We start from the raw sequence: 12,854 nt of genomic DNA on the forward strand, positions 1-12,854 counted from the left end.
ATCCAAGGTGTTGTTGCGTGAACACGGAAAATCACTCCCAGACGGCCGCATTTCTCTGGTCGATTGCCGATCTTCTGCGTGGTGACTTCAAGCAGTCCCAGTACGGTCGAATCATTCTGCCGTTTACTCTTTTGCGCCGAATGGAGTGTGTGCTCGCACCGACCAAGGGCAAGGTGATCAAACAGGCTTCGGCTCAGCAAGGCCGGCCAGATCAAGTGCGAGAAATGCTGCTACTGCGCGCTTCAGGCCAGCAGTTCTTTAATGCGTCATCGCTCAATCTCGGCACTCTATCTGATACGCAGACCGCAGCCGATCTGATGAGCTATGTGCAAGCCTTCAGCAAGGACGCACGTGAGATCTTCGAGCACTTCCATTTTGAAGATTTCGTTCAGCAGCTGGAAACTGCCAACCTGCTCTATCAAGTGGTACAGCGTTTCGCAGCTACGGATCTGAGCCCGGAGCGCATCAGCAACTTCGGCATGGGCATCATCTTCGAAGAGTTGATTCGCAAGTTCGCGGAAAGCTCCAACGAAACCGCCGGTGAGCACTTCACGCCGCGCGATATTGTGCATCTCACCACCTCGCTGGTGATCACCGATCAGGACCACAAGCTCGCGCCTAACAGCATCGTCACCATCTATGACCCAACGGCCGGCACTGGTGGCTTCTTGTCTGGAGGTGACGAGTACATCCAGTCAATCAGCGAAAAGGTCAGCGTGTCGTTGCATGGCCAGGAGCTCAATCCCGAGTCCTACGCGATCTGCAAGGCAGACATGCTAATCAAGGGGCAGGACGTGGCCAGCATCAAGCTCGGGAACACTCTGTCCAACGATCAACTGGCCGGCAAGCACTTCGACTTTATGCTCAGCAACCCGCCGTTTGGCGTGGAATGGAAGAAGGTGCAGAAGCAGATAACCGACGAGCATGCAGGAAAGGGCTTTAACGGCCGCTTTGGCCCCGGCTTGCCGCGTGTATCCGATGGCTCGTTGCTGTTTTTGTTGCACCTGGTCAGCAAGATGCGTGACCCGCGTGAAGGCGGCTCGCGCATCGGCATCATCCTCAATGGCTCGCCGCTGTTTACCGGTGGCGCGGGTTCGGGTGAGTCGGAGATTCGCCGCTACCTGCTGCAGAACGACCTGGTCGAGGCCATCGTCGCGTTGCCAACAGACATGTTCTACAACACCGGCATCGCTACCTATGTGTGGATACTCAGCAACCACAAGGCTGCTGCGCGCCGCGGCAAAGTGCAGTTGATCGACGGCAGCCAGCACTGCGAAAAAATGCGCAGGTCGCTGGGCAGTAAGCGCCAGTACATCACCGAGGATCAAATTAGAGAACTGGTGCGCCTATATGGCAGCTTCGAGCACACTGCGCGGAGCAAGATCCTCCCTATCGACGCCTTCGGCTACCGTCGTATTACGGTTGAACGCCCGCTGCGTCTGAACTTCCAAACAAGTGGAGAGCGCATCGCTAAGGTGGAGGAAGAAAGGGCCCTGCAGAAACTCGACAGCGCCGCCAAGCTGCGGCTGGTTGCGGCGTTGCAAGCGATGGACGCCAGAGTGCTTTATCGCAACCGCGAGCAGTTCAGTAAGTTGCTGAAGAAGGTTCTCACCGCCCACGGCGTCAGCCTCAGTGGACCGGAGCTGAAAGCCCTGCTCAATGCCTTGAGCGAACGTGACCCCGAGGCGGATATCTGTATGTCCAAGGGCAAGCCGGAAGCAGACGCTGGCTTGCGAGACAATGAGAACGTGCCGCTAGGCGAGTCGGTTTACGACTACTTCCAGCGTGAAGTCATCCCGCATGTGCCAGATGCCTGGATCGATGAAAGCAAGATCGACGCGCAGGATGGGGAGGTCGGCGTTGTCGGCTTCGAAATTCCCTTCAACCGCCACTTCTATGCGTTCCTGCCGCCGCGCCCGCTTGCTGAGATCGACCGCGACTTGAAAGCCTGCACCGACCGGATCAAGCAGATGATTGAGGCGCTGTCGGCATGAACTTCCCCGCCTATCCGGAATACAAGCCATCTGGTCTTGATTGGTTGGAAGGGGTCCCCGCACATTGGGAAAACAGGAAGATTGCGAGGGATCTTCCATTCGTGGTCGGCTGGACGCCGTCGTCAGGCAGGGACGAGTACTATGATGGTGATTTGCCTTGGGTCACAATTGCGGATATGACGCAGAAGTTGGTTAAGGACACTAAGTCAAAAATCAGCCGTCTTGCAGTTCAAGAAAGGGGTGCAAAGGTTGTTCCTGCCGGCAGCATGCTCTTTTCGTTCAAGTTGACGGTGGGGAAGGTCGCGTTCCTAGCAACCGACTCTTATACAAATGAAGCGATCGCAGGTTTTTTTCCTGACGGGAAGTTTGATCTTGAATATTGGAAATATGCCGCCGCAGAATTTATTCCCAGATATGGAAGGGAAAATATTTACGGCGCGACTTTGCTGAATCAGGAGCTTATTGGCTCCGTGCGATTTTATGCCCCGGCGCAGGCTGAGCAAACCCAAATCGCCCGTTTCCTCAACCACGAAACTGCCCGCATTGACGCGCTGATCGAAGAACAGCAGCGCCTGATCGAACTGCTCAAGGAAAAGCGTCAGGCCGTGATCTCTCACGCCGTCACCAAAGGCCTCGACCATACGGCGCCGATGAAAGAGTCCGGCGTGGAATGGCTGGGCGAGGTGCCGGCGCACTGGGTTGTTTGTACTGCTCGGCGTGTAATCCGATTAATTGAGCAAGGATGGAGTCCTGAATGTGAATCATACCCTGCCGAAGAAGATGGCTGGGGTGTACTAAAAGCAGGCTGCGTTAACGGAGGCTTTTTCGACGCCTCTGAGAACAAGACTCTGCCTTCTACGCTGAAGCCAATTCCCGAGTACGAGGTTCGCGCAGGTGACATCTTGATGTCACGAGCAAGCGGATCGCCTGAACTAGTAGGTTCAACTGCATTGTTGGGGCAAGTGCGTGAGCGGTTAATGCTCTCCGACAAAATATTTCGTATTCATTTGGAAGAAAAAGTCAGCAGCCAATTTTTTGTTTGGGTAATGAATTCGCAGTTTATGAGATCTCAAATAGAGCAGGCGTTGAGTGGCGGTAATGGCCTAGCCAACAATTTGCCACAGTCTTCCTTGTTAGCCTTCTGGCTGGCTATGCCCCCTGAACACGAACAAGGCGCTATTGCCGAACTGATCAATAAGCAAATTGGACGAATTGACGAACTGGTTGTCGAGGGCGAAGCAGCAGTAGAGCTTCTCCAAGAACGCCGCTCAGCCCTAATCTCGGCCGCCGTCACAGGTAAAATCGACGTGCGCGGCTGGCAGCCACCGGCCAGCTTTACATCCCCCGAATTGGCACAAGAGGCCGTGTAATGGCGGACAGCAAGGAAGCTCAGTTCCAACAAGACATCATCGACGCCCTGGCCGCCCAGGGCTGGCTGGTAGGCACCGCCAGCGGCTACGACCGCCGCACCGCGCTGTACACAGAGGACGTGCTGGGCTACTTCAAGGACGCCTGGCCGGAACGCTGGGACAAGTTCGCCAAGGCCAACCCCAATGCGCCGGAAGAGGTGCTGGTGCAAAAGCTGGTGCGCGAGCTGGAGCGGAGCGGCACTCTGGATGTGTTGCGCCATGGCTTTAAGCTGCCGGCGGTGAAGGTGGAGCTGTGCAGCTTCCAGCCCGACCACGGCATGAACCCGGACACCCTCAAGCGCTACCAGTGCAACCGCCTGCGCGTGGTGCCGGAGGTGTCCTACTCGCCCCATGCGCGTGAGGCTGGCAGCAGTGGGCAGAGCTACGACCCACGACTGGATCTGGTGTTGTTCGTCAACGGCATCCCCACCGCCACCCTGGAGCTGAAAAGCGAGTTCAAACAGTCGGTGGAAAACGCCAAGCGCCAGTACCGGCAAGATCGCCCGGTAAAAGACCCGCTCACCCGTAAGCCCGAGCCACTGCTGACCTTCAAGCGCGGCGCGCTGGTGCACTTTGCCGTAGGCCAGAACGAGGTGGCGATGACCACCAAGCTGGCAGGCAAAGACACCTTCTTCCTCCCGTTCAACCTCGGCAGCGCGGAAGGCGGTGCGGGCAACCCCATGCCGGAGGACGACAGCCAATACGCCACCAGCTACCTGTGGCAACGCCTGCTGCAGCCGGATGCCTGGCTCAAGGTGCTGGGGCGCTTTCTGCACCTGGACAAGAAAACCAGCGAAAGCTTTGACGGCACGCCGGTAACCAAGGAGACGATGATTTTCCCGCGTTACCACCAGTGGGAAGTGGTCAACAAGTTGATCAACACCACCCGTGCCGAAGGGCCGGGCAAGCGCTACTTGATCCAGCACAGCGCCGGCTCGGGCAAGTCCAACTCCATCGCCTGGACCGCCCATCAACTGGCCTCGCTGTATGACTATGCCGGCCAACGGCTGTTCGACTCGGTGATCGTGGTCACCGACCGTACGGTTCTGGACAGCCAGCTGCAGAACACCATCTACCAGTTCGAGCACGCTCAGGGTGTAGTCAAACCGATCAGCCGTGATGTCGGCAACCAGAGCAAATCCGAACAACTGGCCGAGGCGTTGGCCGAACAGACGCGCATCATCATCGTCACCATTCAGACTTTCCCGGCGCTGTTCGACGCCTTGGACAAATACCCCAAGCTGGCCAGCGGGCGCTATGCGGTAATCGCCGACGAGGCGCATTCCTCGCAGACCGGCTCATCGGCCAGCAAGCTGAAACTGATTCTTGGTAGCGATGCTTTGGAGGCCGAGGAAGTCAGCGCCGAAGAGCTGCTCGATGCCGCCGTGCAGGCGCGCCAGCCGAATGAGCGCATCAGCTACTACGCCTTTACCGCTACGCCCAAGGCCAAGACCCTGGAGCTGTTCGGTCGCCCAGCCGACCCGACGTTGCCGCCCAGTTCCACCAACAAGCCGGAGGCGTTTCACCTGTACTCCATGCGCCAGGCCATCGAGGAAGGTTTTATCCTCGACGTGCTGCGCAACTACACCACCTACAGCACCGCCTGGAAGATCGCCCATCCGGATGGCGATGATGACGAGGTGGACAGTAAGAAGGCGCGCATCAAGCTGGCCCGTTGGGTGCGTCTGCACCCTTACAACATCAGCCAGAAGGTCGAGGTAATCGTCGAGCACTTCCGCGCCAATATCCGTGGCCTGCTGGGTGGCCAGGCCAAGGCCATGGTGGTAGCCAGCAGCCGCCAGGAGGCTGTGCGTTACCAGTTGGCGGTAAAGGCCTATGTGCAGCAGATGGGTTACAGCGATGTGCACCCGCTGGTGGCGTTCTCCGGCAGCGTGTTATCGGATGAGGTGATTCCCGAAGAGGTGACGGAAAGCAGCAGTCTACTCAACGCCGGCCTGAATGGCCGTGACCTGGCGGACGCCTTCGATACCCAGGACTTCAATGTGATGATCGCGGCCAACAAGTACCAGACCGGCTTCGATCAACCCAAGCTCTGCGCCATGTACGTGGACAAGAAGCTGCAAGGCGTGGACTGCGTGCAGACCCTGTCGCGACTGAACCGCACCTTTGGGGATAGCAAGGAAACCTTCATCCTCGACTTCTTCAACGAGCCGCAGGATATTCTCGATGCCTTCTTGCCGTACTACGCCAAGGCCGAGCTGACCGATGTGACCGACCCGCAGATCATTTATGACCTGCAGAAGAAGTTGGATGCTGAGGGGATCTATCACTGGCAGGAGGTCGAGGCGTTCGCCATGGCCTTCTTCGACCCCAAGGCGGCGGCCAGCAAGCTCAGCTACTACTGCACACCGGCCAAGGAGCGCTTTGCCAAGCGTTATGCCTTCTCCGTGGAGTCCCGCCAACAAGCGCTGGATTACAAGCGCACGGCCGAAGCCAATGGCGACAGCGCCAGCCTGAAGAAAGCCGAGCACGCACTGAAAGAGGCCGGCGAGCAGGTGGACCAGCTCGACCTGTTCCGCAAGAACCTGCAGAGCTTTGTGCGCCTGTACGAGTTCCTCTCGCAGATTGTGCCCTACGAGGACCGGGAACTGGAGCAGCTCTGCGTGTACGCCAAGCACCTCCATCCGTTACTGCGCGTGGACCGTCTGCAACAAGACGATGTGGACGTGGGCGAGCTGCAATTGAGTCATTACCGTCTAAGCAAGCGCGCTGAGCACCGCCTGCGCTTGAGTGAGGAGGAGGGCGAATACACGCTAAAGCCCGGTAGTGACGTGGGCAGCGGCAAGCCACATGACCCTGAAAAGAAGCGCCTATCGGAAATCATCGAAGCGCTGAACGATATCTTCGGTGCGGAAGTTAGTGATGACGATCAGCTGCAGTTCCTCACTGGCATCGCTCAGCGCATTAGCCGTCAGGAAGATGTAATGGCCCAGGTAAACAACCACTCGGTGGAGCAGGTGATGCATGGGCTGTTCCCCAAGCGCGTACTCGATACCGTGCTCGACGCCATGACTGACCACGAGAAGCTGTCGCTGGAAGTGCTGGATAACGAAACAAAGAGCCGAGCGTTTGCGCTGGTGATTCTTAGAATGCTAAGGACGGTCGATGGTATGGGCAAACGCGAGTAGCCTCCAATGTAGCCTTGTGGGTGTTGCGAGTGAGCCTATTCGGGTCTCGCTCGCCTTGACGAGGCTATCGTGCGTCCATCGTTAGCGCCTAGTGTGCTGTAGTAGGGAATTCATGAGCTTCATTTGAAGGGGCGGGGATAGCGAAAGTGAGCGACATCAAACTCTTTAGATTGGTAGATGGCAAGGCGATGGAATTGCGCGGAAGTGCGTCCGACTTGGAGAAGCCGCTGCAATCGCTTATCGAAGCCAATCTATTGCCCATGTTGGGTATCCGTTTCGTTGCCACCGAGTACGCCACCGGGAGAACGCACGGCGGGCGCATCGATTCACTGGGCTTGGACGAGAACAATAGCCCTGTGATCCTTGAGTACAAGCGTTCCGTCGGCGAGAACGTTATCAACCAGGGCCTTTACTATCCGAACTGGCTGATGGACCACCAAGCGGAGTTCAAACTCCAGGTGATGGACACTCTTGGCATGGATGTGGCTGCACAGATTGACTGGAGTTCACCGCGAGTTCTCTGTATCGCCTCTGATTTCACAAAGTTCGATGCGCATGCCGTTCAGCAGATCAATCAGGGCGTGGAGCTGATCCGGTATCGCCGTTTTGGTGCTGATCTTCTGCTCTTTGAGCAGGTCAACACTGTCGGCGGCCCGCGATCCAAGGCGAGGCCGCGGATGCAGGAGGTTGAGGCACAGCCCGCCAGCCCGACTCGGCCTGTCGGAGCTACTGGCGACCGTAGCTATGCAGAGTGGATGGGTTTGTATGGGCCGGAGATGAAAGAACTGGCCAGCTCTCTGGATGACTTCATCGGATCGCTTGGCGATGACGTCCAGCGAAAGGAGCTGAAGTTGTACATGGCTTTCAAGCGTCTGAAGAACTTCGCGACGGTTGTACCGCAGAAGAGTCGACTGCTTCTATTTCTGCACGTGGACCCGGATTCTCTTATGCCACTCGCACCCAATATGCGTGATGCGAGGACATTTGGCCACTGGGGCACGGGCGATCTGGAGGTCGCAATCTCAGGTTTTGAAGAGCTTGAGCAAGCGAAGCCGTTCATCGCGCAGGCGTACGCGGGCAGGGCATAGCTAAGGGGGCGATGCCGCTCGATATGGCATGTGCGCAGAGCTAATGCTCCTCGATCTCGAGATAGCCATCTCAGCTTGCCCCTGTTCCAGAGGCGGGAGATTTTGGTGCGTGAAGTATCTTAATGGCTCACTCCTACTGGGGCTTTGGCAGGCGTTCGACTACGCTTGGAGGTCGGGTGTGATGCGATCCTAAGCGGACATTAGTAAGCCGTTTAGACGGATCCGGCTCTGCGTCGCTTGCTGATCATGCTCCGGCCCCTTAAGATCGAACAGAATAAATGGGACGCGGCTCCGGCGGGGTTGCTGTGGACAACGCGTATAACCCGACCTCAGGGGCTATCTATCGGGTGTCTTGGTGCCACTGGAGAGGTTATGTTCGCCGAAAGAGGTCCAAACGAGAGTGTCTTTTACGCTGGCGGCACGCTCATCAGGCACACAGTTGTGGAGGGCGAAGATCTGATCCTTCGCACTGGTGATCAAGACGTACTAGTGCGGAACGTCTTGATACTTGGTCCAGACCACTATAGGGGAACAATCTATGGGTTCGAGCCGAGTGGGGCGACCGAGATCAACGGACTAGAGCTTGACCAGGAGATTGAGTTCTATGACAGAAATATTTTTGCCGTGCGTGTCGCCTAGCAGTTCATTTAAGCCGAGCCTTCTTGGCAGGTCGGCTTATTTTGGTCGATAGGCCATTGATAGAGTTCTGCAGGTTCTGGCAAGCACCCCTGCCGAGGCTTGGTTCGGCCTGCTTGGCGTTGTATTTGGCTCACTTCTCACGGCTCTGAGGGGGCTCACCAATAGAGCAAACGCCAAACAGTTGAAGTTGCAGTTGGCGCTCGAAGAACGGCTGCATCGCCAGAGAGTTTCGAAGGAACGGCTCGAAGGGCTCTGCGTTCTTGTTTGCCACTGGCTTAATGGCATGTTCTCCAATTGCTTGGGCCTCGCGCTGGTTGCGCGGAGCGAGTGTGACTGCAATGCCTACCTTAATGCACTAATAGAGAATGGCTCTGATCGGCCAGTGGACTTGAGTGGAAATGATCATCGGCATCTATGGTTATGAGGTTAGACAGGCGAATGACTAAGTGATAAAGGCTAGAACGTGGGTCAATTCGGTCATAGGCGAACACAAGAGCGCCTAGTTGCAGGGCAAGTCTGGTGCCCACTTCTTGTCGCCATTTGCAGCCGTATAAATCGCGGAATGTGAGCCGCTCGAAGAGCGCGATCGTGCGAGCGGTGAGCGGCGCACGGTGTCTAGCAACTAGTGTAAGCCGACACCACTCTGCCGCAGGCGTTGGATCTCTTGAGGAAACGATGCTCACACCAAGCAACCGATTCACCATTGAACTTCAACGCCTCGCGTTCGAGCACTTCGATTCGTGCACAAGCTGCGGACATGCTTTCATCGAAGCTGAGTATTCGTGCTTGGGGTATCTGCGCAATGGAGAGCCGGCGTACGTTTGCGACAAGTGCTCGGCGCAGCTTTCTGAATTGGCGGCGCGAACTTATTTCATGCCAAGGCCTTATCAAGTGCCAGCTCCTGAAGCAGAACTCTGGCGCTACATGGACTTCACCAAGTACGTCAGCCTACTTTCTTCACGGGCGCTGTATTTCAGCCGATCCGATCAGTTTGAAGATTCATATGAAGGTGCGAAAGGCTTGAGGCGCAGGAAGATTGCTTGGGATGATCACTATCTCGATTTTTTCCGGAAAGCCATTCGTAACCCTCCTGATGGATATGAATGTGACAAGGCCGATGAGCAAGTCGAAGAAGAAGCAAATCGGCTTCTTCGAGACCTGGAGTCTGGCGGGAATGCCTCGCGAACGCACACATTTATAAGTTGCTGGCACGAGAATTCATACGAGTCAGCTGCGATGTGGCGGCTGTACTCGAGCTTCCTACCGAACGCGGTAGCAATCAAAACCTCCTGCGGAGCGTTGTATAGATCCCTAGGGAGCAACCCTCAGATCAGAATTGGGAGAGTTCGCTACATCGATTTCGACAAACAATATGCTGGGGTAAACGACGCCTACTGGTGTAAGCGAAGATCATTCGAGCATGAGCGTGAGGTGCGTGCTGTGATTGCGGATTGTTCGCGCCAAGGTATTGGGAGTCTGGTTCCCTGTAAAATAACATCGCTTATCGAGTCTGTTTATCTTTCTCCCCAATCCCCGGCTTGGTTCATGGATTTGGTGAACGATGTGAATCGTAAATTTGGTGTTGAGGTTGAAGCTGGTCCATCTGAGCTCAACGAGGAGCCGTTCTTTTAAGATGGTGGTTCAACGGTTCATTCAAACCGGCGTCGCTTTACGGCGAGGCGAAACTCAAGCGTTGCGACCTTGTCCGCTCTTGGCGGGAGGCGGATGCTGGAGCAACGAATGGTGTCGACGCCGCGGAGGGGACGCCTGAAGATCACTCCGGCCTAACCTCCCGACAAGCCCACTCAAGCAACCCCCGGCAAGCCAGAAACAACCCATCCACCACCCCCTCATCCAAATGCCGCTCCGGGTCAGCCGCCACCCGGCAGCGGTCCGCGGCGTGCAGCACCTCCAGCACCGTCAGCGCCCCCACCATCGCGCGCTCACTCCTGGCGAGGCTGACGCGGCGCCCGGGTGATACATCGTTCTCCGGCCAAGGCAGTCCATCTGCGCCTTCACACCGTCGGATGCGCTTAAGGATGCCAATCAGGGAGTTGAGGTCGGGCGGCGGGGTGTCGTCGTTGATGGGCTCAACGGTTGTATACGAGGAAAAGTTCTCGGAATCGTTCATGGCGTCGGCTTCCCTGGCTGTACTTAACAGCGCCACCGCGAAGAGGGTGGCGGACGGTGCGGGTTCCAAACCGGGACAGACAGTTGTCAGAAGACCGGCGGGTCCGGAGACCCCCACGCACCGCCCGCCATAAAGGCCGACGGATTACCCGCCGGCACCGGTTTAAGACGGTGCCGACGGGTAAGCGTAAACAACTCTCTGTCTCGGGTTTGGACGCCCGGCCACCCGTTGTCGGTGGCGCGCCATGGTGTTTACGCCGTCGCTCCGAATGCCAATAGAAATTCCCGAAGAAATCGCAGGAATCGAGAGCGAAGAACTATTGTGGCACGCACCATTCGTGCAGCACGCGACATCGCCAGACGCATTCGCGCAGTCACCCTGCTGATTGCGAATCAAACTGGCGTAATCGCCCACGCCACAAGCGAATAGCGCGACAGCCTTCTTAACACCCCTTTCGTCTCAAAATCGGATGGCGACGCTGCCCGATCACCCGCGCACCTGAAAAATCGGTTCAATCACGACACCGCCAGCAGGCATCGCACCGTCAACCAACGCCGTCCTCAGCGTCCGCCGCATTCCCCACCAACAGCTCAATCATCGCCCGCGCCGCCGCCGACTGCCGCCGATGCGGCGCATAGATCACCGAGAACGGCCGCGATCTTCCCCGCAGCTGCGGCAGCACCTCCACCAGCTGCCCGCGCCGCAACCGCTCGCGCACGATGAACTCGTAGCTCTGGCAGATGCCGATGCCCTGTTCGGCCAGCGACACCACACCCAGCACATCGTCGGAGGTCTCGATGGACGAACGCGGCAGCCAGTCGACGTCGCGCCCGTTGTCGCGGAAGATCCACGGCGCCAGCCGCCCGGTGCGCGGCATCACGAAGGGTAGGCACAGGTGCTGCTGCAGGTCGTCCAGCGTCTGCGGCGTGCCACGGCGTTCCAGATAGTCCGGCGCGGCCACCAGCAGCAGCGGCGCGTCTTCCAGCTTTCGCCCCACCAGCCCGCTGTCCGGCAGCTGGCCCAGGCGGATGGCCAGGTCGAAACCCTCGGCCACCAAGTCCACGTTGCGGTTGGTGATGTTCAGCTCCACCTGCACCTGCGGGTACTGCTGCGCAAAGCGCGCCAGCACGGGCGGCAGCCGGTAGTGGCCATAGGTGGTCGGCACGCTCAGGCGCACGCGGCCTGCCAGCGCGCCGTCTTGGCCCTGTACGTCGCGCTCGGCGTCGTCCAGCAGGCCAAAGGCCGTGCGCACCTGTTCCCGATAGAGCCGCCCGGTGTCGGTCAGGCCCACGCGGCGGGTGGTCCGCTGCAGCAGCTGCCTGCCCAGCCGCGCTTCCAGGCGCGTGACCGCGCGGCTCAGTACCGACGGCGTGGTGGACAGCGCCACCGCGCCCGCCGTGAACGAGCCGTGCTCCACCACCGCCAGGAACACCTCCACATCGCCCAGGTAGTCGAACTTGCGGCTCATTGGGCTCTCCGGGGAACAGATGTTTTGCGATGGCGCCAATTTATCGCCGCTGGGGCGATGAATAAAGTGGCCGCCATTCCCCGAACAGGAGCTCCCCATGAACCTGATGACCCGGCTGGCCGCTGCGCTGGCCCTGACTCTGGCCGCCAGCGGCGCCCACGCCGCCAACGTGCTGGTGGTGCTGTCCGACGAAAACCATCTGGACCTGAAGGACGGCAAGGTGCTGTCCACCGGCTTCTATCTCAACGAGCTGATGCAGCCGGTCAAGCTGCTGCTGGACGTGGGGCACGCGGTGACTTTCGCCACGCCGCAGGGGCGGGCGCCCACGGTGGATGCGTCCTCGGTGACGCCGGCGTACTTCGGCAACGACGCCGCGCAATTGAAACTGCACGAGGACCTGTTGGAGAAACTGGCGCTGACCTCGCCGACCGCCTCACCGGTGGTCAGCCTGGCGCGTGTGGAGCAGCAGGGCTACGCGCGCTTCGATGCGGTCTATATCCCCGGTGGCCACGCGCCGATGCAGGACCTGCTGAAGAGCCCGGCGCTGGGCCGGCTGCTGGCCGACTTCCACCAGCGCAGCAAGACCACCGCGCTGGTCTGCCACGGGCCGATCGCGCTGCTGTCCACCCTGCCGGATGCAGCGGGTTTTGTGGCAAAGCTGGACGCGGGTGCGATGCCGGCTACGCCGAAGTGGATCTACAGCGGCTACCAGATGACGGTGATCAGCAACCAGGAAGAAGAACAGGCCAAGCCGCTGCTGGGCGGCGGCGAGATGAAGTTCTACCCGCAGACCGCGTTGCAGCGGGCCGGCGCAAAGTTCAGCAGCAACACCACGCCGTGGACCGGCCATGTAGTGGTGGACCGCGAGCTGATTACCGGGCAGAACCCGGCTTCGGCGCTGGAAGTCGGGCAGCGGTTGCTTGAGCGGTTGAAGTAAGCCGGTTGATTGGGCGTGTGATGGCCGGCATGGCACCAT

Annotated in this window: 8 protein-coding genes; 6 read left to right on the plus strand and 2 right to left on the minus strand. The window is 58.5% G+C overall.

All coding sequences use genetic code 11. The features are described 5' to 3' along the window. Nucleotides 1-17 precede the first annotated feature (17 nt). From ACVOKU_RS01965 to ACVOKU_RS01985, 5 genes are all read left to right on the plus strand, one after another. Nucleotides 18-1,994 (plus strand): type I restriction-modification system subunit M, encoded by a 1,977-nt coding sequence (locus ACVOKU_RS01965; RefSeq protein WP_481558908.1) that lies wholly within the window; start codon nt 18-20, stop codon nt 1,992-1,994. After that, nucleotides 1,991-3,364 (plus strand): restriction endonuclease subunit S, encoded by a 1,374-nt coding sequence (locus tag ACVOKU_RS01970; protein WP_481558909.1) that lies wholly within the window; start codon nt 1,991-1,993, stop codon nt 3,362-3,364. The genes ACVOKU_RS01965 and ACVOKU_RS01970 overlap by 4 nt, the downstream gene beginning before the upstream one ends. Then, nucleotides 3,364-6,552, plus strand: a complete 3,189-nt coding sequence (locus ACVOKU_RS01975) for a type I restriction endonuclease subunit R (RefSeq protein WP_481558910.1) — start codon at nt 3,364-3,366, stop codon at nt 6,550-6,552. The genes ACVOKU_RS01970 and ACVOKU_RS01975 overlap by 1 nt, the downstream gene beginning before the upstream one ends. A gap of 146 nt (nt 6,553-6,698) precedes the next feature. Further along, nucleotides 6,699-7,640: a DUF5655 domain-containing protein gene (locus ACVOKU_RS01980; RefSeq protein ID WP_481558911.1), complete on the plus strand. Its 942-nt coding sequence runs from the start codon at nt 6,699-6,701 to the stop codon at nt 7,638-7,640. A 1,314-nt stretch (nt 7,641-8,954) separates the two neighbouring features. Beyond that, a complete protein-coding gene (locus ACVOKU_RS01985) occupies nt 8,955-9,911 on the plus strand; it encodes a hypothetical protein (protein WP_481558912.1) in 957 nt (318 codons plus the stop codon). Nucleotides 9,912-10,053: 142 nt separating this feature from the next. Here the strand turns inward: ACVOKU_RS01985 and ACVOKU_RS01990 are convergent, their stop codons facing one another. After that, nucleotides 10,054-10,410 (minus strand): hypothetical protein, encoded by a 357-nt coding sequence (locus ACVOKU_RS01990; RefSeq protein ID WP_478462530.1) that lies wholly within the window; start codon nt 10,408-10,410, stop codon nt 10,054-10,056. A gap of 544 nt (nt 10,411-10,954) precedes the next feature. Then, nucleotides 10,955-11,878 carry a LysR family transcriptional regulator gene (locus tag ACVOKU_RS01995; RefSeq protein ID WP_481558913.1) on the minus strand — a complete coding sequence of 308 codons (924 nt, stop codon included), beginning with the start codon at nt 11,876-11,878 and terminating at the stop codon, nt 10,955-10,957. 97 nt (nt 11,879-11,975) lie between these two features. Here ACVOKU_RS01995 and ACVOKU_RS02000 point away from each other — a divergent pair, with 97 nt between their 5' ends. Further along, entirely contained in the window at nt 11,976-12,815 is an 840-nt protein-coding gene (locus ACVOKU_RS02000) for a type 1 glutamine amidotransferase domain-containing protein (RefSeq protein ID WP_481558914.1), read from the plus strand. The last annotated feature ends 39 nt before the right edge of the window (nt 12,816-12,854 follow it).

It is taken from the genome of Stenotrophomonas sp. STEN147 (assembly GCF_056757995.1).

Bases quoted from the DNA above. Each gene is read 5' to 3' on its own strand.
- ACVOKU_RS01970 (WP_481558909.1), top strand. From the start codon at position 1,991: ATGAACTTCCCCGCCTATCCGGAATACAAGCCATCTGGTCTTGATTGG.
- ACVOKU_RS01975 (WP_481558910.1), top strand. From the start codon at position 3,364: ATGGCGGACAGCAAGGAAGCTCAGTTCCAACAAGACATCATCGACGCC.
- ACVOKU_RS01985 (WP_481558912.1), top strand. From the start codon at position 8,955: ATGCTCACACCAAGCAACCGATTCACCATTGAACTTCAACGCCTCGCG.
- ACVOKU_RS01990 (WP_478462530.1), bottom strand. From the start codon at position 10,410: ATGAACGATTCCGAGAACTTTTCCTCGTATACAACCGTTGAGCCCATC.
- ACVOKU_RS01995 (WP_481558913.1), bottom strand. From the start codon at position 11,878: ATGAGCCGCAAGTTCGACTACCTGGGCGATGTGGAGGTGTTCCTGGCG.
- ACVOKU_RS02000 (WP_481558914.1), top strand. From the start codon at position 11,976: ATGAACCTGATGACCCGGCTGGCCGCTGCGCTGGCCCTGACTCTGGCC.